Consider the following 17,495-nt stretch of genomic DNA (forward strand, 5'->3'; position numbering starts at 1 on the left):
TTTACCTCCGTCCCGGCTCCGGTGGCTGCATGAGCCCGCACAACAAGCGAGCGGCTTCCGCCAGGGTTAAGGGCACTGCGGGCAGGTTTATGCCGGCGGCATTTAACCGTTGGGCCAGTTCCACGGCAAATGGCGCCTTGAGACCGGCTTCTTGTAACACTTGCCTTTGACTGAGCACTTCCCGGGTTTTACCGTCGCATAACAATTCTCCCCGTTTTAGTACCACTACCCGGTCGGCATAGGCGGCTGCATCCTCCAGGAAATGGGTGATTAATATCACAGTGGTGCCCAGCCGCACCTGAAGGTCCTTAAGACCGGCCAGAATGAATTGTCTGGCCCTGGGCTCAAGACCGGCGCCGGGTTCATCCAAAACCAGCACCCGGGGGCGCATAACCAGCACTCCGGCTATGGCAACCCGCCGCAGTATTCCCCCGCTGAGCGTAGCCGGGTCTGCGGTTTGTATTGCTTCGGGAAGTCCCACCAGGGCCAGCGCTTCTTTAACCCGGCCGGCCACCTTCGCCCTATCCCACCCCATATTCCGGGGGCCAAAGGCAATATCATCAAACACAGTGGCACTGAAAATTTGTCTTTCCGGAAATTGAAATACCAGCCCCACCTGGCTCCATAACCCCTGGCGGTGTTTTTTATCGGTAGTATCCGTGCCAAAAACCCGTACACGGCCGGCAGTGGGCAACAGCAAGCCGTTGAAATGCTGTACCAGAGTTGATTTGCCACTTCCGGCCGCTCCCACCAGAGCTATAAACTCACCTTCATGCACCGTCAGTTCAATATCCCGCAGGGCCACATTTTCAAGGGGCGTGCCGGGTAGATATACATGGGTCAGTCTCTCTACTTCAATACACTGCATAAATACTCCACCATATCATCCAGGGTGCAGATACCCGCGGGCGGCTCAAGACCATGCCCGGCCATACACCGGGCCAGTTCCCCCGCCTCGGGTAACGCCAAACCCAGATCATGCAGCAGTTTAACCTCACTGAATACCGCTGCCGGCTTATCATCGGCCAGCATACTGCCATGACCCAGTACCCAAACCCGGTCAGCGACGGCTGCTTCATCCATATGGTGGGTAACCAGTACCACAGCGGTACCACCGGCCGCAAGACGGCGCAGTACCTGAAAAACCTCTTGCCGTGCCAGGGGGTCAAGCATGGAGGTGGGTTCGTCCAGCACCACGCATAACGGGCGCAGAGCCAGTATACCGGCAATGGCCAAACGCTGTTTTTCCCCCCCGGAGAGCATGTGCGGCGGGCGCTGGCGCATTTTCCCCAAGCCTACCGCGGACAGCGCCTCCTCCACACGATGGCGCACCTGGCCCGGCGGCAATCCCAGGTTTTCCGGGCCAAAGGCCACGTCTTCCTCAACCACCGCGGCCACCAGCTGGTTTTCGGGATTTTGCAACACCAATCCAACGCGCCGGCGTATCTCTTTACGGGTATCCGGCACGGCCGTATCCATACCGTCCACCAGTACCCGCCCGCCGGTGGGAGTCAATAAACCCGCCATTATCCTGGCCAGAGTGGATTTACCCGACCCGTTGGGACCGATCACTGCAATGAACTGAGCTTTTTCCACCCGGGCATTTATATCCTGCAGGACGGGAGAATTACCCGCGGGGTAGCTGTAGGATACCCTTTGCAGCTCAATAAGCAAGTTTCTTTGACCGGGCATAGCAATAACTCCCCGCCTATAAATGCCAAGAGGAAACCGCTGGTTGCGATTTCCCGGTCAGCAAAAGACTATTAAACCAGTTCCAAAAGAGCCATCTGGGCGGCATCACCACGCCGGTAACCCAGTTTGACTACTCGGGTGTAACCCCCCTGGCGTTCGGCGTACTTGGGGCCATAGGTATCAAAAAGTTTACGTACCACTCTTTCCTCATAAATGTACTCCAGTGCTTGACGGCGAGCGGCAAGGTCCCCCCGCTTGGCCAGGGTGACCATCTTTTCAGCAATTCTTCTAACTTCCTTGGCTCGGGTCTCGGTGGTGGTAATACGTTCATCACGGAACAGAGCAGTCACCAGGTTACGCAACATAGCTTTTCTATGGCCAGTGTTGCGGCCCAATTTAGCGTAAGCCACCTTCATCCCTCCTTAATCATCGTCATCGCGCAGTTTCAAATCCAATTCGGCCAGTTTATTCATGACCTCTTCCAGTGACTTTTTGCCCAGGTTGCGCACCTTCATCATATCTTCCTCGTTGCGCTGAACCAACTCTTCCACGGTGTTGATTCCCGCCCGTTTCAGACAGTTATATGAACGTACACTTAAATCCAGTTCCTCAATGGGCATTTCCAGTATTTTATCCTTTTGTTCTTCTTCCTTCTCCACCATGATTTCAACTTCGTCCGTAGACTCGGTTAAACCAATGAAAAGCCGCAGGTGCTCGCTTAATATCTTGGCACTTAGACTGACCGCTTCATCTGGTCTGATACTACCGTCCGTCCAGACTTCCATGGTTAACTGATCGTAATCTGTACGCTGCCCCACCCTGGTATTATCCACCTGGTAATTTACTTTGCGCACGGGGGTAAATATCGAATCCACCGGAATAACCCCGATAATATGATCGCCTTTTTTGTTACGTTCAGCGGATACATAACCGCGGCCTTTGGAAACGGTCATTTCCATAAACAAACGCCCGTCATCGGCCAGGGTGGCAATGTGCAAATCCGGATTTAGTATCTCCACGTCCGGATCGGTCAAAATATCACCGGCCGTTACAGGTCCTTCCTGCTGGGCCTCAATACGCATAACCCTTTCCTCATCGGTGTGCATTTTCAGGCAAAGGGCTTTGAGGTTCAGGATAATGTCAGTAACATCTTCCTTTACACCGGGCACCGTGGAAAATTCATGCAGAACCCCTTCTATTTTTACCGAGGTTACTGCCGCGCCGGGCAGTGAGGACAGCAAAATACGCCTGAGGGAATTGCCCAGGGTAATGCCATAACCCCTTTCCAGCGGTTCAACAACAAATTTTCCATAATGCTGTTCATCATCGGTTTCCACACATTCGATTCTAGGCTTCTCAATTTCCAACATAGCTGAGATTTAAACCCCTCCTTAGGACGGAATGGGATTATCCCTGATAAACCCGTACTACTTGGAGTATAGCTCCACAATCAGGGTTTCTTGAACGGGGGCATCTATCTGCTCCCGGGAGGGAAGCGCCACCACCCGGCCTTTTAATTGCTCGGCGTCGTATTCCAGCCATGCCGGGGGTGTGTTGTCAGCAGCACGTTCAATCAATTCTTTAACCCGCGGCGATTCCTTACTTTTTTCACGTACAACAATTTCATCCCCCACCCGTACCAGGAATGAAGGAATATTGGTTTTGCGCCCGTTTACAACAAAGTGACCGTGACGCACTAACTGGCGGGCCTCGTTACGTGAGGCGGCCAAACCCAGGCGGTATACCACGTTATCTAAACGGCGCTCCAGCAGGCGTAACAGGTTTTCACCGGTCACACCAGGCTGCCTGGCGGCTTTTACATAATAATTCCGGAATTGTTTTTCCAATATACCGTAGAAGCGACGGGCTTTTTGTTTTTCCCTTAACTGCAGTCCGTACTCGGAAATCTTTTTACGACTCTGACCATGCTGACCGGGGGCATAACTACGGCGGTCAATACCGCATTTACCGGTATAGCAGCGGTCACCTTTAAGATACAGCTTTTGACCTTCGCGACGGCACAGCTTGCACTGCGCACCCGTATATCTTGCCATAAGCTTTTCACTACACCTCCTCTTATACTCTCCGGCGCTTGGGCGGCCGGCATCCGTTATGGGGAACAGGTGTAACGTCTTTAATTACGCTAACTTCCAGGCCCACTGCCTGGAGGGAACGAATGGCGGCTTCGCGACCCGCACCGGGTCCCTTCACTGTCACTTCCAGCTCTTTCATGCCATGTTCCATAGCCTCCCGGGCAGCTTTTTCAGCGGCCATTTGGGCTGCAAAGGGGGTGCTCTTCCTTGATCCTTTAAAACCAACCCCGCCGGCACTGGCCCAGGAGATGGCGTTACCTTTGGTATCGGTGATGGTAACTATGGTATTGTTAAAGGTGGACTTGATGTGGGCCACACCACGATCAATATTTTTACGTTCCTTTCTTCTGGTTCTGGTTGTTCTACGTGCCATTTATTTCACCCCCCTACTTCTTCCTGCGTACGCCAACGGTGCGTTTCGGTCCTTTGCGGGTCCTGGCGTTGTTCTTAGTGTTTTGGCCCCGTACCGGCAGCCCGCGGCGATGGCGCAAGCCTCTGTAGCAGCCGATTTCAATCAGCCGCTTGATGTTCATGGCTATTTCCCTGCGCAGGTCGCCCTCTACATGGTAGTTCTTTTCAATGGCATCCCTTAACCTGTTAACTTCGTCCTCAGTCAGGTCCCGGATTCTGGTATCGGGATTAACTCCGGTTTGTTCTAGAATTTTTTGCGAAGTGGGCTTACCAATACCAAAAATATAGGTAAGACCAATTTCCACTCTTTTATCCCGCGGTAAATCCACACCCGCGATACGTGCCATTCTTTTCAAACACCTCCAACTTACCCTTGCCTTTGTTTATGCTTGGGGTTTTCACATATCACCATAATTTTGCCTTTCCGGCGGATGATCTTACATTTTTCACAGATCGGTTTCACAGAAGGCCTGACTTTCATTGTTCAACCTCCTCGGCCTTTAGTTGAAAGACATGTATCGTTATTGCCTGTAACTATTTAAAGCGGTAGACAATACGACCCCGGGTTAAATCGTACGGGGATAGTTCCACCATCACCCGGTCCCCGGCTAAAATTCGGATAAAATTCATTCTGATTTTTCCGCTCACGTGAGCCAGTACCTTATGGCCGTTTTTCAGTTCCACCCGAAACATGGCATTGGGCAACGGCTCAATTACGGTACCTTCCATTTCTATAACATCCTTACCTGACATTAGATAAAAAACCAACCTCCTTTAAAATGGCGGCTCTTCCGCGTTGCCCATCAGGCGCAAAATAGCCCTGCGTATTTCAGCGTTACTAATGCGCTGGCCTGATTTCAACTTATCAACAATCTCCCCGGCGATCTGCGGGTGTATAATGAGATGTTTAATGTTCTTTTTTTTGGGATTCTCCAATCGTCTAACCATGCCATCGACGGCAAGCACATATTTACCATCAATAACGTCAATCACCAGATAAAAACTGCCACTGTCCCGCCCGGCCTTGGGTTCCACCAGTTGCCCCGGAGTTATCCTGACTTTCATTAACAACCAACCTCCCGCTCAACCAGCGCGTATATACACAGTCCTTTGTTCGAACACCTTGCCCAAGGTCTTGGTCACCGGCAGGCACAGACTGTTACGGCAATGTCAGTATCACCGGCTCGCCGTCGGTAATAACAATGGTATGCTCAAAGTGAGCCGACGGTTGGCCGTCCCTTGTCACCACTGTCCAATTATCCGGAAGAGTTTGCACATGATATGTGCCCATATTTACCATCGGTTCTATCGCTAATGTCATGCCTGCTTTAAGCCGTGGCCCCCGTCCGGGCCGGCCATAGTTAGGTACCTGGGGTTCCTCATGCATTTGGCTGCCGATACCGTGCCCCACGTAATCTCTGACCACGGAAAAACCGTTTTTCTCCACATAAGTTTGTACTGCATGGGATATATCGGAGAGCCGGTTGCCGCACCTGGCCATACTAATACCCACCGCAAGCGATTCACGGGTTACATCCAGTAATTTTTGCAGCTGGGCAGAAATTTCGCCTACAGCAAAGGTCCGGGCATGATCACCGTAATATCCATTTATTTCCGCACCAATGTCAATACTAATAATATCCCCGTTTTCCAATTCTCTTAAACCAGGTATACCATGTACCACCTGTTCATTAACCGACGCGCATATAGTGGCTGGAAAGCCATATAATCCTTTGAAGGCCGGGGTGGCACCCATGGACAGGATATACTCCTCGGCTATCCGGTCCAGTTCCGCAGTGGTTACCCCGGGTTTAATCACCCGGGCCAATTCTTCCAGGGCACCCGCCACCACCTGACCGGCCTTGCGCATATAGGATAATTCCCGTTCGGATTTACAGATAATCATACGTACACCCCGGCTACTTGATAAATCCTTGGTAGCTGCGCATTAAAAGCTGTGACTCGATTTGTTTCATGGTGTCCAGAGCCACACCAACCACAATGAGAAGGGCCGTGCCGCCAAAATAAATATTCGGTATCCTGGTGGCCAGCAATACAAAGTTGGGCAGGATGGCTATTAATGCCAGGAAAACAGCCCCGGCCAGTGTGATACGATTCATTACCCTGGCAATATATTCAGCTGTTGGTCGCCCCGGTCTGATACCGGGAATAAAGCCGCCGTACTTTTTGATGTTGTCGGCCATATCCACGGGGTTCATGATTACTGCAGTGTAAAAATAAGTAAATCCAATAATCAGCAAAGCATAAAGTATAGTGTGAGCTGCTGAATTCCAGCCAAAGTAATTTACATAAAACTGCGCAATGGCTGAGCCCTGGAACCACCGGGCAATTTGTTCGGGAAACATTAGTAACGAGGAAGCAAAAATTACCGGTATCACGCCAGCCTGGTTCACTTTAAGGGGCAGGTGAGTGGTTTGGCCGCCGTAAACCCGGCGCCCCACCACACGCTTGGCGTATTGTACGGGAATCCGCCTTTGGCCTTCCTGGACAGCTACCACCGCGGCAATGACCAGAGCACCGATAACCAGCAAGATAAGCAGGCTGAGCACATTTATGGTGCCGGCCTCAAGCTGCAGGTATAAGTTCTGGATACCGGACGGCAAGCGGCTTACAATACCGGCAAATATCAGCAGTGAAATACCGTTGCCGACACCCCGTTCGGTAATCTGCTCACCGATCCACATCAGTAAAGTTGTACCTGCCGTAAGGGTGAATACTATTACAGCATAGCTGAAAAAGCCCGGGTTATGCAAAACCCCGTAGTTGCCCATCATTACACTCATACCGACGGCCTGCAAAAAAGCCAGTACCACCGTAAAATAACGGGTATACTGTGAAATTTTCTTGCGTCCCTCTTCGCCTTCCTTGGCCAGGCGTTCCAGATGCGGAATAACCACTGTCAGTAGCTGCATAATAATGGAGGCATTAATATAAGGGATAATGCTCATGGCAAAAACGGAAAAACTCTTGAAGGCGCCGCCGGAAATAACATCAAAGAAACCCAATATTATACCGGCGGTGCTGATCAGTTCACGAAACGCGTCAACATCCACCCCGGGTACGGGTATGTGTGCTCCCACCCGAAATATAAAGATCATGGATAAGGTGAACAAAAGCTTGGTGCGCAGCTCACTGACCTTAAAGGCACCCTTCAAGCCGTCCAGCATCTGAGGCATTTTATATCACCTCGGCCTTGCCGCCGGCGGCCTCGATTTTTTGCAGCGCCGACTTGCTAAATGCATGGGCCTTAATGGTTAATGGTTTTTCCAGGTTGCCTTCGCCCAGTATCTTAACCCCGTCCTGTATTTTTCTGATCACTCTGGCTTCCAATAAAACTTCCGGGGTCACCTCGGTACCATTTTCAAAGCGATTCAGTTTATCCAGGTTAACTGTGGTAATCTCCTTTTTAAAAGGTGCATTGGTGAATCCCCGCTTGGGCATACGTCTTTGCAAGGGCATTTGGCCGCCCTCAAATCCGGGTCTTACTCCGCCGCCGCTGCGGGCTTTTTGACCTTTATGGCCACGCCCGGCGGTTTTACCCAATCCGGATCCGATGCCCTGGCCTTTACGGGTGGGTTTGCGCCGGGATCCAGGGGTGGGTTTCAGTTCATGCAGGTTCATGGTGCACCTCCTTTACACTTCCTCCACTTTTAGTAAATGGGACACTTTGCTGATGGCGCCCCTTATCTGGGGTGTATCTTCCTGAATTACAAAGCTGTTGGTCTTTTTAAGCCCCAGGGCGCGCACAGTTTTTCTTTGGGTCTCCGGGCGCCCAATGACGCTCCTGACCAGGGTAATCTTCAACTTGGCCACAACTAAAACCCCCTAACCCAGCAGTTCTTCCACTGATTTATTGCGCATGCGGGCTACCTGTTCCGGCGTTTTCAGCATTTTAATGGCTTCAAAAGTGGCACGCACTACATTATTGGCATTATTGGAGCCCAGGGACTTGGTCAGTACATCCTTTACACCGGCCAGCTCCATAATAGCCCTTACGGGACCGCCCGCAATAACGCCGGTACCGGGTGCGGCAGGTTTTAACAGTACCTTACCGGCGCCAAACCGTCCAATCACTTCATGCGGAATGGTAGATCCCGCAAATGGTACGTGAATAAGCTTTTTCTTGGCGTCTTCCACAGCCTTCCGTATAGCTTCAGGCACTTCACTGGCTTTGCCCAGACCGGCACCAACCGTGCCTTTCTCGTCTCCGACAACTACCAGGGCCGAAAAGCTGAACCGCCTGCCGCCCTTGACCACTTTAGCCACGCGATTGATAAATACTACTTTTTCGGAAAACTCGGACTTGGGTGGTTCAAATCTTGACACCGTTTCCCCTCCTTTTTAACCGATACATCTTAGAATTCAAGGCCGCCCTCCCTGGCTCCATCGGCCAGGGCCTTGACCCGCCCGTGATATACATAACCAGCCCGGTCAAACACCACTTTTTTGATACCCTTTTCCAGTGCCTTGGCCGCAATTAGTTTACCCACTGCTGCAGCCGCCTCCTTGTTGCCCCCGGAAACCGTACCTTTTATTTCGGGCGAAAGGGACGACGCGGTCACCAGGGTTTCACCGCGTTCATCATTAATTATCTGGGCGTATATGTTGTTGAGACTGCGGTACACGTTCAGCCTGGGACGCTGGCCGCTGCCTTTTACCCTGTTACGCACACGCTGCTGACGTTTCTTGCGCAGCGCATTACGATCAGGCTTATTAATCATGCCACTTCACTCCTTCCCCCGTTAACGTTTAACCCCGGCTTTGCCTACCTTGCGGCGGATATGTTCACCCTCGTATTTAATACCTTTACCCTTGTAAGGTTCGGGTTCCCTTACCGCACGAATATTGGCCGCAATGGCACCAACCAATTCCTTGTCTATACCCTTGACACATATTTTGGTTGGAGTAGGCACTTCAATCTGTATTCCCTGCGGTGGTTCGATCTCCACCGGATGTGAATAACCCACGGTTAATACCAGTTTATTGCCCTGCATGGCAGCCCGGTAACCCACACCCACCAGTTCCAAATTTTTCTGGAATCCGTTGGCAACGCCCTGCACCATATTGTTGAGCAGGGTGCGGGTTAGACCGTGTAAAGACCTGTGCAATTTATTGTCCGATGGTCTTTCCACTACCATGGTACGATCATCTAAAAATTTGATTTGCATGTCCCGGTGAAACTCTCTTTCCAGCTTCCCTTTGGGTCCCTCGACCCGGACGGTATTTCCTTCCACCGTGACCGTGACCTTATCGGGAAGCGGCACCGGTTTTTTGCCGATTCTGCTCATGCCTTACACCTCCTATGCCCCCGCGCTACCAGACGTAGCAGATTACCTCGCCGCCGAGGCCCTCTTTACGGGCTTTTTTGTCTGTCATAATCCCCCGGGAGGTGGATATTATGGCAATGCCCAGCCCACCCAGCACCTTGGGAATGGAATCCTTGCGGACATAGACCCGCAAACCTGGTTTGGATATACGCTTGAGACCGGTAATAACCCGTTCTTTACCGGCATTGTACTTGAGGTAAACACGAAGAATACCCTGTTTGCCGTCCTCGATATACTCGTAATCCCTGATAAAACCTTCCTGTTTGAGAATTTCTGCAATGGCTCGCTTCACCCTGGAAGCGGGTGCTTCAATTTTATCGTGATAAACCATATTGCCGTTTCTGATACGGGTCAAAAAATCGGCAACAGGATCAGTCATCACCATCTAAGGAATACCTCCTTCCTTTTACCAACTGGCCTTCCTCAGTCCGGGTATCTCGCCTTTATATGCCAACTCCCGGAAACATACCCTGCAAATCCCGAACTTGCGCATGTAAGCATGAGGCCGGCCACAAATATTGCACCTGTTGTGCGCCCGCACTGAAAATTTGGGAGGGCGCTTGGACCTGGCGATCATCGACTTTTTCGCCACACATTTCCCTCCTTTGGCTATAAAATAATATCATCAGGCAGCTTTAAAGGGCATACCCAGTAAACGGAGCAACTCCCGTGCTTCCTCGTCTGTCCGGGCCGTGGTAACAAAGATTATATCCATACCCCTGACCTTATCGATTTTATCATATTCTATCTCAGGGAAAATAAGCTGTTCCCGTACGCCCATGGTGTAATTGCCGCGCCCGTCGAATGACTTCGGGGATATCCCGCGGAAGTCGCGCACCCGCGGCAGGGCAATATTAAACAGCCTGTCAACAAACTCGTACATACGGTCACCACGCAGCGTGACCTTACAGCCGACGGTCATTCCGGCACGCAGTTTGAAGGCGGCAATGGACTTTTTCGCTTTCGTCACCACGGGACGCTGGCCGGTGATAATCATCAAATCATTGACAGCGGCGTCAATGGCCTTACTGTTCTGAATGGCTTCACCCACCCCCATATTGACAACTACCTTTTCCAACCTGGGCACCTGCATGGGGTTTTTATAGCCGAAACGTTCCATCATCGCCTTAACAACTTCATCTTTGAATTTATCCTTAAGCCTAGGCACACCAATACCCTCCTTCCGCGCAGGTTAGTTGAGCACTTCCCCGCATTTCTTGCACTGGCGAACCTTTTTGCCGTCCTCCAGTATTTTTTTGCCCACCCGGGTGGGTTTGTTGCATTTATTGCAATACAGCATCACATTGGAGCTGTGGATAGGTGCCTCTTTTTCCGTAATACCGCCTTGCGGCATGCTACGGCTGGGCTTGATATGGCGCTTTACCTTGTTAACCCCTTCCACGATAACACGGCTTTTCAGGGGTTGAACTTCCAACACCTTGCCCTTTTTACCTGCACTTTTGCCCCGAATTACCAACACTGTATCGCCTTTACGCACATGCACTTTGGGTTTGGTCATATCCGTTACACCTCCTGTAGCGGCATCTACTACAATACTTCCGGGGCCAGGGAGACGATTTTCATATAATCATGCTCTCTTAATTCCCGGGCCACGGGCCCAAATATACGAGTGCCACGTGGAGTTCCGTCATCCTTAATAATTACTGCGGCGTTTTCATCGAATTTAATGTAGGACCCATCGGGTCTCCGCACTTCCTTTTTGGTGCGCACGATAACTGCTTTGACCACGTCACCCTTCTTAACAACGCCGCCTGGTGTGGCTTCCTTGACGGAGGCGATTACCACATCACCCAGGCTGGCATACCGGCGCATAGAACCGCCCGGTACACGAATACACATCAGCTTTCGAGCACCGGTATTATCTGCTGCTCTAAGCATAGACTGTACTTGAATCACTTAAGTTAGCCTCCTTCGCACAATAACCGGCGGGCTACCGGCGGCTACAATTGCTCCGCCCTGCGCAATATTTCCACCACACGCCACCGCTTATCCTTGGACAAGGGCCTGGTTTCCATTATTCTTACCTTATCGCCGATATTGCACATATTTTGTTCATCATGAGCCTTGTATTTCTTGGTTTGCCTGATGGTGCGGCCGTAAAGCGGGTGTCTGACCAGTGTTTCCACTGCGATAACCGCGGTTTTATCCATTTTATTGCTTACCACCACACCGGTTTGAGATTTGCGCATATTGCGCTCCGTCAACCTGGCTACCCCCTTCCTGCCGGGATATTATGTTTTTACTATGCCCGCTTGATACCAATTTCCCGTTCCCTGATCACAGTCTTGACGCGGGCAATATTTCTGCGCACTTCTTTTATACGCATGGGATTATCCAGTTGTCCGGTAGCCAATTGAAAGCGTAACCGGAACAATTCGTCTTTGGTATCGTTCATTTTCTTGTGCAATTCTTCAACTGTCATATCACGCAGTTCCTTAGCTTTCACTTGCCTCACCTACTTCCCCACGTCTTACAAACTTGGTTTTAATGGGTAACTTGTGCGAGGCCAGGCGCATGGCCTCCCGGGCAACTTCTTCACTGACCCCGGCCAGTTCAAACAATATCCGGCCGGGTTTAACCACCGCCACCCACCATTCGGGGGCTCCCTTGCCGCTACCCATACGGGTTTCAGCCGGCTTCTTGGTTATTGGCTTGTCAGGAAATATTTTAATCCACACTTTACCGCCCCGCTTGATATAACGGGTCATGGCAATACGAGCGGCTTCAATTTGCCTGTTGGTAATCCAGCCAGGCTCCAGGGCTTTTAACCCGTATTCCCCGAAATGGACCTCATTGCCCCCCTTGGATTTACCCGAGGGCATTGGTCCGCGGCGCTGCTTGCGGTATTTTACCCTTTTTGGAATGAGCATTTAAGCCTATTCGCCTCCTTTACCGGCAGCGGTTCTTCTTACTTCCGGCAAAACTTCTCCTTTATATATCCAAACCTTTACTCCTATTTTTCCGTAAGTTGTATTTGCTTCGGCAAAACCGTAATCAATATCCGCCCTCAATGTATGCAGGGGTACTTTGCCCTCACTGTACCATTCCGTCCGGGCAATTTCCGCCCCGGCCAGCCGGCCGCTGCAGGAGATCTTAATCCCCTTGGCCCCCATCTTCATGGCCCGGCCAACACTTTGCTTCATAGCCCGGCGGAAAGCAATCCTTCTTTCCAACTGGGAAGCAACATTTTCCGCCAGCAATTGAGCGTCGATTTCGGGCACCTTTATTTCAACTATGTTAATGTTGACATGCTTGCCGGTCATTTGTTCCAGTTGTTTACGCAAATTCTCCACTTCGGCACCACCGCGTCCGATAACAATACCCGGTTTGGCGGTGTGAATGGATAATTTTATTTTATTGGCGGCCCGTTCAATCTGGATCCGGGCAATACCGGCGGCATACAGTTTCTTTTTAACAAACTTGCGGATATTGTAATCCTCCAGCAAAAGAGCGGAAAAATTCTTTTTATCCGCATACCATTTGCCTTCCCAGTCCCTTATGATGCCTATACGCAATCCGATCGGATTTACCTTCTGGCCCACACTAACCCTCCTTCTTTTCTTTTAGTACCACGGTAATGTGGCTGGTACGGTGACGCAGTACATCCGCGCGGCCCATTGCCCGGGGCTGCCACCGCTTTAAGGTGGGTCCTTGGTCTACATAACAAGCGGCCACATACAGGTTATCCTTGTTCATATCATAATTATGTTCGGCATTGGCAGCTGCTGATTTAACCACTTTGGCTACGGGTACCGAAGCCCGCTTGGGTGTAAATTTTAAAATAGCCAGAGCCTCCTGCACATCCTTACCCCTGATGATGTCAATAACCTGACGTACTTTACGTGGGGAGATACGAATATATTTCGCCACCGCTTTTGCTTCTTGCATGGTTTTACCCCCTTTACACGTTTACTTCAAAGCCGTAGACCTTTCAGTATGTGATCCGTGTCCCCTGAAAAGCCTCGTGGGGGCGAATTCGCCTAATTTATGCCCGACCATATCCTCGGTAATATATACGGGAACATGCTTTCTACCATCATGCACCGCAATGGTATGCCCGATCATATCCGGGAAAATGGTGGAACGGCGGGACCAGGTCTTAATGACCCTTTTATCGCCCTTTTCGTTCATCTCTCGGATTCTTTTAAGGAGTTTCTCGTCACAATACGGGCCTTTTTTTAGAGAGCGACCCATCGGCTGGCCTCCTTCCTGCACCTGTACATATACATATTATTTACCGCGCCGCTTGACAATTAAGCGATCACTGGGTTTCTTCTTCCTGGTACGTGCGCCCAGCGCCGGTTTACCCCAGGGAGTAACCGGGTTCCTGCCGACGGGTGAGCGGCCTTCACCACCACCATGGGGGTGGTCCACAGGGTTCATAACCACACCGCGTACTGTCGGGCGCTTGCCCAGCCAGCGAGAGCGACCGGCTTTACCGATAGAAATGTTTTCGTGATCCACATTGCCCACCTGGCCGATGGTAGCCCGGCAGTCCTGTAATATCAAACGCATTTCGCCCGAAGGCATGCGCACGTGGGCGTATTTACCTTCCTTGGCCATAAGCTGCGCCGCAGCGCCGGCGGAGCGCACCAGTTGGCCGCCGCCCTTGGGATGCAGCTCAATGTTATGGATCATCGTACCCAGCGGGATATTGCGCAAAGCCAGGGCATTACCCACTTTGATATCGGCATCGGGCCCGGACTCCACCGTCTGTCCCACCTGCAATCCCACCGGTGCAATTATATAACGTTTTTCACCGTCGGCATAATGCAAAAGGGCTATCCGTGCCGAGCGGTTGGGATCGTATTCAATGGTGGCAACCTTGGCCGGTATACCATCCTTATCCCGTTTAAAGTCAATTAACCGGTACTTCCTTTTGTGCCCGCCACCACGATGACGAACGGTTATTCTGCCGCTGGCATTTCTGCCGCCTTTTCTTTTAAGCGGTTCCAGCAGGGACTTTTCCGGTTCGGTGGCGGTTATTTCCTCGAAGGTCGATACAGTTACAAACCTCCGACCCGGCGATGTGGGCTTGAATTTTTTAATCCCCACCTGGTTTCCCTCCTTATCGCACCCCCGCGTCCACTATAATGAAAGCGAAGGGTCATTTCACTAAACACCCTCAAAGAGTTGAATCTTTTGGCCCTCTTTAAGGGTAACAATGGCTTTTTTACGGTCAGGCGCTTTGCCCCAGCGGTTACGTACCCGTTTTGTCTTGCCCTTCACCCGCATGGTACGCACCTTGTCAACTTTAACATTAAACAATTCTTCCACAGCCTGGCGAATCTCAATTTTGTTGGCACCCATATCCACAATAAACGTGTACTTGTTTTCCTCCACCAGGCCCATACTTTTTTCAGTGACCACCGGCTTTTTAATAATATCACGAGGATTTTTCATTAAACAAACACCTCCTCAACCCTGGCCACTGCATCCTTGGTAATTACCAGCGTTTTATGAGCCAGTAAATCATACACGTTCAGTCCCGGAACGCTTAACTGTTTAATACCCGGTATGTTACGTGCCGATTTGTAAACCGCGTCATCCCGCTGGGCTGTCACTACCAAAGCTTTACTATCCACATTGAGGTTCTTCAGTATTTTTACCATATCCTTGGTTTTGGGGGCATCCAGTTTAAGCTCCTCCAACACCACAATAGTGCCGCCCTTCACCTTGGATGACAGTGCCGATTTCATAGCTAAACGGCGTACCTTTTTGGGAATCCGGTAGCTGTATTTGCGCGGGTGCGGTCCAAAAACAATGCCGCCGCCACGCCAGATGGGTGAACGTATAGACCCGTGCCGGGCCCGGCCGGTGCCCTTCTGGCGATACGGTTTACGACCCCCGCCGCTGACCTCGGCCCTTGTTTTGGTATCGTGGGTGCCCTGCCGTCTACCGGCCAGTTGCATGGTTACTGCATCATGCAGAGCCTGCTGGTGCACCTCAATACCAAATATTTCATCCTTTAAGTCGATTTCCCCGACTTGGTCACCGTTTATATTATACATGGCAACTCTGGGCATGAATGACTTCCTCCTTTCGCTGCGCCGCCGTTACCTGGCTTTAACGGATTGTTTGACCATGACCAGACCGCCGCGCGGGCCCGGAATGGCTCCCTTAACAGCCAGCAGGTTTTGCCCGGCATCCGCCCGGACAACCTCTAAATTCTGTATGGTTACCCGCTCGGCGCCGTAATGTCCCGGCAGTCTCCTGCCCTTGAACACCCGGGCCGGGCCTTTGGCCGCCAGCGAACCGGGCCGCCGGTGATACTTGGAACCGTGTGCCATGGGGCCACGATGGAATCCATGGCGTTTGATACCGCCTGAGAAACCGCGTCCCTTGGTGGTACCCACAACATCCACTTTTTCGCCGGGGGTGAAGATGTCCGCTTTGATTTCCTGGCCCACTTCGTAAGCATCAATATCATCAACGCGAACTTCCCGCAAATAACGCTTGGGCTTAATACCCGCCTTGGCAAAGTGGCCTTTCATGGGTTTGTTAAACAGGTTTTCCCGCTTTTCACCAAAACCCAATTGAATAGCGTTATAACCATCTTTGGCAATGGTTTTCTTTTGGGCCACCGTACAGGGTCCGGCTTCGATAACGGTTACCGGCACGGCGATACCTTCATCGGTAAATATTTGGGTCATGCCAACCTTTTTACCCAATATTGCTTTGGGCATTCTTTCATGCACCTCCCGAGCCTGCTCGAAGTACTGCCGTATATGCTAGGCTTTTCGATGCCGTCAGCGGTTCAACGTATTGGCCGCCTTGACGAGGTTTGCCACATGCGCTGAACTTGACCTTCGAGACTGCTATCTATTGTTTTTAATGCTAGTTACTATAGTTTGATTTCAATATCCACACCTGCAGGCAGATCAAGGCGCATCAACGCGTCCACCGTTTTGGGTGTGGGTTCCATGATGTCAATCAACCGCTTGTGGGTTCTCATTTCAAACTGTTCCCGGGAGTCTTTGTTGACGTGTGGGGAACGCAGGATGGTGTATATATTTTTTTCCGTGGGCAGAGGCACAGGGCCTGCCACATTGGCACCGGTCCGCCGGGCGGTATCCACTATTTTCTGGGCCGATTGGTCCAGCATGTGGTGATCATACGCCTTGAGCCGGATACGGATTTTTTGATTTTTCATGCACTGACCTCCTTTCGCCTGGAAGAAAAGAGTAAATAAAACTTACTCATTAATACCGGTAACCACACCGGCACCCACGGTACGGCCACCTTCACGGATGGCGAAACGCAAACCTTCTTCTATGGCAATGGGAGTGATCAGCTCGATGTCAATTTTAATGTTGTCACCGGGCATAACCATTTCCACACCCTCCGGCAGTTTGGCCACGCCGGTCACGTCGGTGGTGCGGAAGTAAAACTGCGGGCGGTAACCGTTGAAGAACGGGGTATGACGGCCGCCTTCTTCTTTGGTCAGCACGTATACTTCAGCATGGAATTTGGTATGCGGTTTAATGCTGCCCGGTTTGGCCAGCACCTGGCCGCGCTCAATCTCTTTGCGCTCTACGCCCCGCAGCAGGCAGCCCACGTTGTCGCCGGCTTCGCCGCGATCCAGAATCTTACGGAACATTTCCACGCCGGTGACTACAGTCTTGCGCGGTTTGTCCATGAGGCCCACGATTTCCACTTCTTCGCCCACCTTAATGGTGCCACGCTCGATACGACCCGTGGCCACGGTGCCCCGCCCGGTGATGGTGAATACGTCTTCCACGGGCATCAGGAACGGTTTGTCTATATCACGCTCGGGATCGGGAATGTAGGCGTCAACAGCGTCCATCAGTTCCCAAACGCTCTTGCACCACTGGCAGTCACGCTTGCCGCAGCCGCATTCCAGTGCTTTTAAAGCAGAGCCGGTAATTACGGGCACGTCGTCCCCGGGAAATTCATACTGGCTCAAAAG

Annotated in this window: 34 protein-coding genes; all 34 read right to left on the reverse strand. The window is 51.4% G+C overall.

All coding sequences use genetic code 11. The annotated features are described in order from the left end of the window. Nucleotide 1: 1 nt before the first annotated feature. Nucleotides 2–868, reverse strand: coding sequence for an energy-coupling factor transporter ATPase (locus LX24_RS12905; protein ID WP_166512561.1), 867 nt, complete (start codon nt 866–868; stop codon nt 2–4). Continuing rightward, entirely contained in the window at nt 850–1,692 is an 843-nt protein-coding gene (locus tag LX24_RS12910) for an energy-coupling factor transporter ATPase (protein WP_166512562.1), read from the reverse strand. Before LX24_RS12910 ends, LX24_RS12905 begins: the two co-directional genes overlap by 19 nt. 71 nt (nt 1,693–1,763) lie before the next feature. Further along, nucleotides 1,764–2,102 (reverse strand): 50S ribosomal protein L17, encoded by a 339-nt coding sequence (gene rplQ / locus LX24_RS12915; RefSeq protein WP_279233227.1) that lies wholly within the window; start codon nt 2,100–2,102, stop codon nt 1,764–1,766. A 12-nt stretch (nt 2,103–2,114) separates the two neighbouring features. Beyond that, nucleotides 2,115–3,062 (reverse strand): DNA-directed RNA polymerase subunit alpha, encoded by a 948-nt coding sequence (locus tag LX24_RS12920; RefSeq protein WP_166512564.1) that lies wholly within the window; start codon nt 3,060–3,062, stop codon nt 2,115–2,117. A gap of 57 nt (nt 3,063–3,119) precedes the next feature. Beyond that, complete coding sequence (gene rpsD / locus LX24_RS12925; protein ID WP_166512565.1) at nt 3,120–3,746, reverse strand: 30S ribosomal protein S4; 627 nt, start codon at nt 3,744–3,746, stop codon at nt 3,120–3,122. A 22-nt stretch (nt 3,747–3,768) separates the two neighbouring features. Beyond that, complete coding sequence (rpsK, locus tag LX24_RS12930; protein WP_166512566.1) at nt 3,769–4,158, reverse strand: 30S ribosomal protein S11; 390 nt, start codon at nt 4,156–4,158, stop codon at nt 3,769–3,771. A 13-nt stretch (nt 4,159–4,171) separates the two neighbouring features. Continuing rightward, nucleotides 4,172–4,543, reverse strand: a complete 372-nt coding sequence (rpsM, locus tag LX24_RS12935) for a 30S ribosomal protein S13 (RefSeq protein ID WP_166512567.1) — start codon at nt 4,541–4,543, stop codon at nt 4,172–4,174. Nucleotides 4,544–4,563: 20 nt separating this feature from the next. Beyond that, a complete protein-coding gene (rpmJ, locus tag LX24_RS12940; protein WP_015617898.1) occupies nt 4,564–4,677 on the reverse strand; it encodes a 50S ribosomal protein L36 in 114 nt (37 codons plus the stop codon). A gap of 53 nt (nt 4,678–4,730) precedes the next feature. Continuing rightward, the gene (gene infA, locus LX24_RS12945) at nt 4,731–4,949 is read right to left on the reverse strand and encodes a translation initiation factor IF-1 (protein WP_166512568.1); all 219 of its coding nucleotides are present in this window, start codon (nt 4,947–4,949) and stop codon (nt 4,731–4,733) included. A 21-nt stretch (nt 4,950–4,970) separates the two neighbouring features. Next, complete coding sequence (locus tag LX24_RS12950; RefSeq protein ID WP_166512569.1) at nt 4,971–5,261, reverse strand: KOW domain-containing RNA-binding protein; 291 nt, start codon at nt 5,259–5,261, stop codon at nt 4,971–4,973. A 94-nt stretch (nt 5,262–5,355) separates the two neighbouring features. Beyond that, nucleotides 5,356–6,102 carry a type I methionyl aminopeptidase gene (gene map, locus LX24_RS12955; protein WP_166512570.1) on the reverse strand — a complete coding sequence of 249 codons (747 nt, stop codon included), beginning with the start codon at nt 6,100–6,102 and terminating at the stop codon, nt 5,356–5,358. Nucleotides 6,103–6,115: 13 nt separating this feature from the next. Next, nucleotides 6,116–7,384 carry a preprotein translocase subunit SecY gene (secY, locus tag LX24_RS12960; protein WP_166512594.1) on the reverse strand — a complete coding sequence of 423 codons (1,269 nt, stop codon included), beginning with the start codon at nt 7,382–7,384 and terminating at the stop codon, nt 6,116–6,118. A gap of 10 nt (nt 7,385–7,394) precedes the next feature. Continuing rightward, nucleotides 7,395–7,838: a 50S ribosomal protein L15 gene (gene rplO / locus LX24_RS12965; RefSeq protein WP_166512571.1), complete on the reverse strand. Its 444-nt coding sequence runs from the start codon at nt 7,836–7,838 to the stop codon at nt 7,395–7,397. Nucleotides 7,839–7,850: 12 nt separating this feature from the next. Next, nucleotides 7,851–8,030 (reverse strand): 50S ribosomal protein L30, encoded by a 180-nt coding sequence (rpmD, locus tag LX24_RS12970; protein WP_166512572.1) that lies wholly within the window; start codon nt 8,028–8,030, stop codon nt 7,851–7,853. A 12-nt stretch (nt 8,031–8,042) separates the two neighbouring features. After that, the gene (rpsE, locus tag LX24_RS12975) at nt 8,043–8,543 is read right to left on the reverse strand and encodes a 30S ribosomal protein S5 (protein ID WP_166512573.1); all 501 of its coding nucleotides are present in this window, start codon (nt 8,541–8,543) and stop codon (nt 8,043–8,045) included. Between the two features lie 29 nt (nt 8,544–8,572). Continuing rightward, nucleotides 8,573–8,938, reverse strand: a complete 366-nt coding sequence (gene rplR / locus LX24_RS12980) for a 50S ribosomal protein L18 (RefSeq protein WP_166512574.1) — start codon at nt 8,936–8,938, stop codon at nt 8,573–8,575. Nucleotides 8,939–8,959: 21 nt separating this feature from the next. Next, complete coding sequence (rplF, locus tag LX24_RS12985; protein WP_166512575.1) at nt 8,960–9,505, reverse strand: 50S ribosomal protein L6; 546 nt, start codon at nt 9,503–9,505, stop codon at nt 8,960–8,962. A 25-nt stretch (nt 9,506–9,530) separates the two neighbouring features. Next, nucleotides 9,531–9,929, reverse strand: coding sequence for a 30S ribosomal protein S8 (rpsH, locus tag LX24_RS12990; RefSeq protein ID WP_166512576.1), 399 nt, complete (start codon nt 9,927–9,929; stop codon nt 9,531–9,533). 21 nt (nt 9,930–9,950) lie between these two features. Further along, on the reverse strand, nt 9,951–10,136 hold the full coding sequence (locus tag LX24_RS12995; RefSeq protein WP_166512577.1) for a type Z 30S ribosomal protein S14: 186 nt from the start codon (nt 10,134–10,136) through the stop codon (nt 9,951–9,953). Between the two features lie 33 nt (nt 10,137–10,169). Then, the gene (gene rplE, locus LX24_RS13000) at nt 10,170–10,712 is read right to left on the reverse strand and encodes a 50S ribosomal protein L5 (RefSeq protein ID WP_166512578.1); all 543 of its coding nucleotides are present in this window, start codon (nt 10,710–10,712) and stop codon (nt 10,170–10,172) included. A 24-nt stretch (nt 10,713–10,736) separates the two neighbouring features. Next, the gene (gene rplX, locus LX24_RS13005; RefSeq protein ID WP_166512579.1) at nt 10,737–11,063 is read right to left on the reverse strand and encodes a 50S ribosomal protein L24; all 327 of its coding nucleotides are present in this window, start codon (nt 11,061–11,063) and stop codon (nt 10,737–10,739) included. A 29-nt stretch (nt 11,064–11,092) separates the two neighbouring features. Continuing rightward, nucleotides 11,093–11,461, reverse strand: coding sequence for a 50S ribosomal protein L14 (gene rplN / locus LX24_RS13010; protein ID WP_166512580.1), 369 nt, complete (start codon nt 11,459–11,461; stop codon nt 11,093–11,095). Nucleotides 11,462–11,505: 44 nt separating this feature from the next. Continuing rightward, a complete protein-coding gene (rpsQ, locus tag LX24_RS13015; RefSeq protein ID WP_166512595.1) occupies nt 11,506–11,754 on the reverse strand; it encodes a 30S ribosomal protein S17 in 249 nt (82 codons plus the stop codon). 53 nt (nt 11,755–11,807) lie between these two features. After that, nucleotides 11,808–12,011 (reverse strand): 50S ribosomal protein L29, encoded by a 204-nt coding sequence (gene rpmC / locus LX24_RS13020; RefSeq protein WP_166512581.1) that lies wholly within the window; start codon nt 12,009–12,011, stop codon nt 11,808–11,810. After that, entirely contained in the window at nt 12,001–12,435 is a 435-nt protein-coding gene (gene rplP, locus LX24_RS13025; RefSeq protein WP_166512582.1) for a 50S ribosomal protein L16, read from the reverse strand. The genes rpmC and rplP overlap by 11 nt, the downstream gene beginning before the upstream one ends. A 6-nt stretch (nt 12,436–12,441) precedes the next feature. Beyond that, complete coding sequence (rpsC, locus tag LX24_RS13030) at nt 12,442–13,107, reverse strand: 30S ribosomal protein S3 (RefSeq protein WP_166512583.1); 666 nt, start codon at nt 13,105–13,107, stop codon at nt 12,442–12,444. Nucleotide 13,108: 1 nt separating this feature from the next. Continuing rightward, nucleotides 13,109–13,453, reverse strand: coding sequence for a 50S ribosomal protein L22 (gene rplV / locus LX24_RS13035; protein ID WP_166512584.1), 345 nt, complete (start codon nt 13,451–13,453; stop codon nt 13,109–13,111). Between the two features lie 21 nt (nt 13,454–13,474). Then, a complete protein-coding gene (gene rpsS, locus LX24_RS13040) occupies nt 13,475–13,759 on the reverse strand; it encodes a 30S ribosomal protein S19 (RefSeq protein ID WP_166512585.1) in 285 nt (94 codons plus the stop codon). A 36-nt stretch (nt 13,760–13,795) separates the two neighbouring features. After that, a complete protein-coding gene (gene rplB, locus LX24_RS13045) occupies nt 13,796–14,620 on the reverse strand; it encodes a 50S ribosomal protein L2 (RefSeq protein WP_166512586.1) in 825 nt (274 codons plus the stop codon). Between the two features lie 60 nt (nt 14,621–14,680). Beyond that, nucleotides 14,681–14,968 carry a 50S ribosomal protein L23 gene (gene rplW, locus LX24_RS13050; protein ID WP_166512587.1) on the reverse strand — a complete coding sequence of 96 codons (288 nt, stop codon included), beginning with the start codon at nt 14,966–14,968 and terminating at the stop codon, nt 14,681–14,683. Beyond that, nucleotides 14,968–15,591, reverse strand: a complete 624-nt coding sequence (gene rplD, locus LX24_RS13055) for a 50S ribosomal protein L4 (protein ID WP_166512588.1) — start codon at nt 15,589–15,591, stop codon at nt 14,968–14,970. Before rplD ends, rplW begins: the two co-directional genes overlap by 1 nt. A 30-nt stretch (nt 15,592–15,621) precedes the next feature. Then, the gene (gene rplC, locus LX24_RS13060) at nt 15,622–16,251 is read right to left on the reverse strand and encodes a 50S ribosomal protein L3 (protein ID WP_166512589.1); all 630 of its coding nucleotides are present in this window, start codon (nt 16,249–16,251) and stop codon (nt 15,622–15,624) included. A gap of 158 nt (nt 16,252–16,409) precedes the next feature. After that, the gene (gene rpsJ, locus LX24_RS13065) at nt 16,410–16,718 is read right to left on the reverse strand and encodes a 30S ribosomal protein S10 (RefSeq protein ID WP_166512590.1); all 309 of its coding nucleotides are present in this window, start codon (nt 16,716–16,718) and stop codon (nt 16,410–16,412) included. A gap of 42 nt (nt 16,719–16,760) precedes the next feature. Continuing rightward, the coding region (locus tag LX24_RS13070) for an EF-Tu C-terminal domain-related protein (RefSeq protein WP_243131743.1) at nt 16,761–17,495 on the reverse strand (735 nt) is incomplete at its 5' end.

The organism is Desulfallas thermosapovorans DSM 6562 (assembly GCF_008124625.1).
GTDB classification, from domain to species: domain Bacteria; phylum Bacillota; class Desulfotomaculia; order Desulfotomaculales; family Desulfallaceae; genus Sporotomaculum; species Sporotomaculum thermosapovorans.

Bases quoted from the DNA above. Each gene is read 5' to 3' on its own strand.
- rpsQ (WP_166512595.1), bottom strand. From the start codon at position 11,754: ATGCGCAAATCTCAAACCGGTGTGGTGGTAAGCAATAAAATGGATAAA.
- rplW (WP_166512587.1), bottom strand. From the start codon at position 14,968: ATGAAAAATCCTCGTGATATTATTAAAAAGCCGGTGGTCACTGAAAAA.
- LX24_RS12910 (WP_166512562.1), bottom strand. From the start codon at position 1,692: ATGCCCGGTCAAAGAAACTTGCTTATTGAGCTGCAAAGGGTATCCTAC.
- rplO (WP_166512571.1), bottom strand. From the start codon at position 7,838: ATGAACCTGCATGAACTGAAACCCACCCCTGGATCCCGGCGCAAACCC.
- rpsS (WP_166512585.1), bottom strand. From the start codon at position 13,759: ATGGGTCGCTCTCTAAAAAAAGGCCCGTATTGTGACGAGAAACTCCTT.
- LX24_RS12950 (WP_166512569.1), bottom strand. From the start codon at position 5,261: ATGAAAGTCAGGATAACTCCGGGGCAACTGGTGGAACCCAAGGCCGGG.
- rplF (WP_166512575.1), bottom strand. From the start codon at position 9,505: ATGAGCAGAATCGGCAAAAAACCGGTGCCGCTTCCCGATAAGGTCACG.
- rplX (WP_166512579.1), bottom strand. From the start codon at position 11,063: ATGACCAAACCCAAAGTGCATGTGCGTAAAGGCGATACAGTGTTGGTA.
- rplR (WP_166512574.1), bottom strand. From the start codon at position 8,938: ATGATTAATAAGCCTGATCGTAATGCGCTGCGCAAGAAACGTCAGCAG.
- rpsK (WP_166512566.1), bottom strand. From the start codon at position 4,158: ATGGCACGTAGAACAACCAGAACCAGAAGAAAGGAACGTAAAAATATT.
- rplC (WP_166512589.1), bottom strand. From the start codon at position 16,251: ATGCCCAAAGCAATATTGGGTAAAAAGGTTGGCATGACCCAAATATTT.
- secY (WP_166512594.1), bottom strand. From the start codon at position 7,384: ATGCTGGACGGCTTGAAGGGTGCCTTTAAGGTCAGTGAGCTGCGCACC.
- rpsD (WP_166512565.1), bottom strand. From the start codon at position 3,746: ATGGCAAGATATACGGGTGCGCAGTGCAAGCTGTGCCGTCGCGAAGGT.
- infA (WP_166512568.1), bottom strand. From the start codon at position 4,949: ATGTCAGGTAAGGATGTTATAGAAATGGAAGGTACCGTAATTGAGCCG.
- LX24_RS12920 (WP_166512564.1), bottom strand. From the start codon at position 3,062: ATGTTGGAAATTGAGAAGCCTAGAATCGAATGTGTGGAAACCGATGAT.
- rplP (WP_166512582.1), bottom strand. From the start codon at position 12,435: ATGCTCATTCCAAAAAGGGTAAAATACCGCAAGCAGCGCCGCGGACCA.
- map (WP_166512570.1), bottom strand. From the start codon at position 6,102: ATGATTATCTGTAAATCCGAACGGGAATTATCCTATATGCGCAAGGCC.
- rpmJ (WP_015617898.1), bottom strand. From the start codon at position 4,677: ATGAAAGTCAGGCCTTCTGTGAAACCGATCTGTGAAAAATGTAAGATC.
- LX24_RS12905 (WP_166512561.1), bottom strand. From the start codon at position 868: ATGCAGTGTATTGAAGTAGAGAGACTGACCCATGTATATCTACCCGGC.
- rplD (WP_166512588.1), bottom strand. From the start codon at position 15,591: ATGCCCAGAGTTGCCATGTATAATATAAACGGTGACCAAGTCGGGGAA.
- rplV (WP_166512584.1), bottom strand. From the start codon at position 13,453: ATGCAAGAAGCAAAAGCGGTGGCGAAATATATTCGTATCTCCCCACGT.
- rpsM (WP_166512567.1), bottom strand. From the start codon at position 4,543: ATGGCACGTATCGCGGGTGTGGATTTACCGCGGGATAAAAGAGTGGAA.
- rpsJ (WP_166512590.1), bottom strand. From the start codon at position 16,718: ATGAAAAATCAAAAAATCCGTATCCGGCTCAAGGCGTATGATCACCAC.
- rpsH (WP_166512576.1), bottom strand. From the start codon at position 9,929: ATGGTGATGACTGATCCTGTTGCCGATTTTTTGACCCGTATCAGAAAC.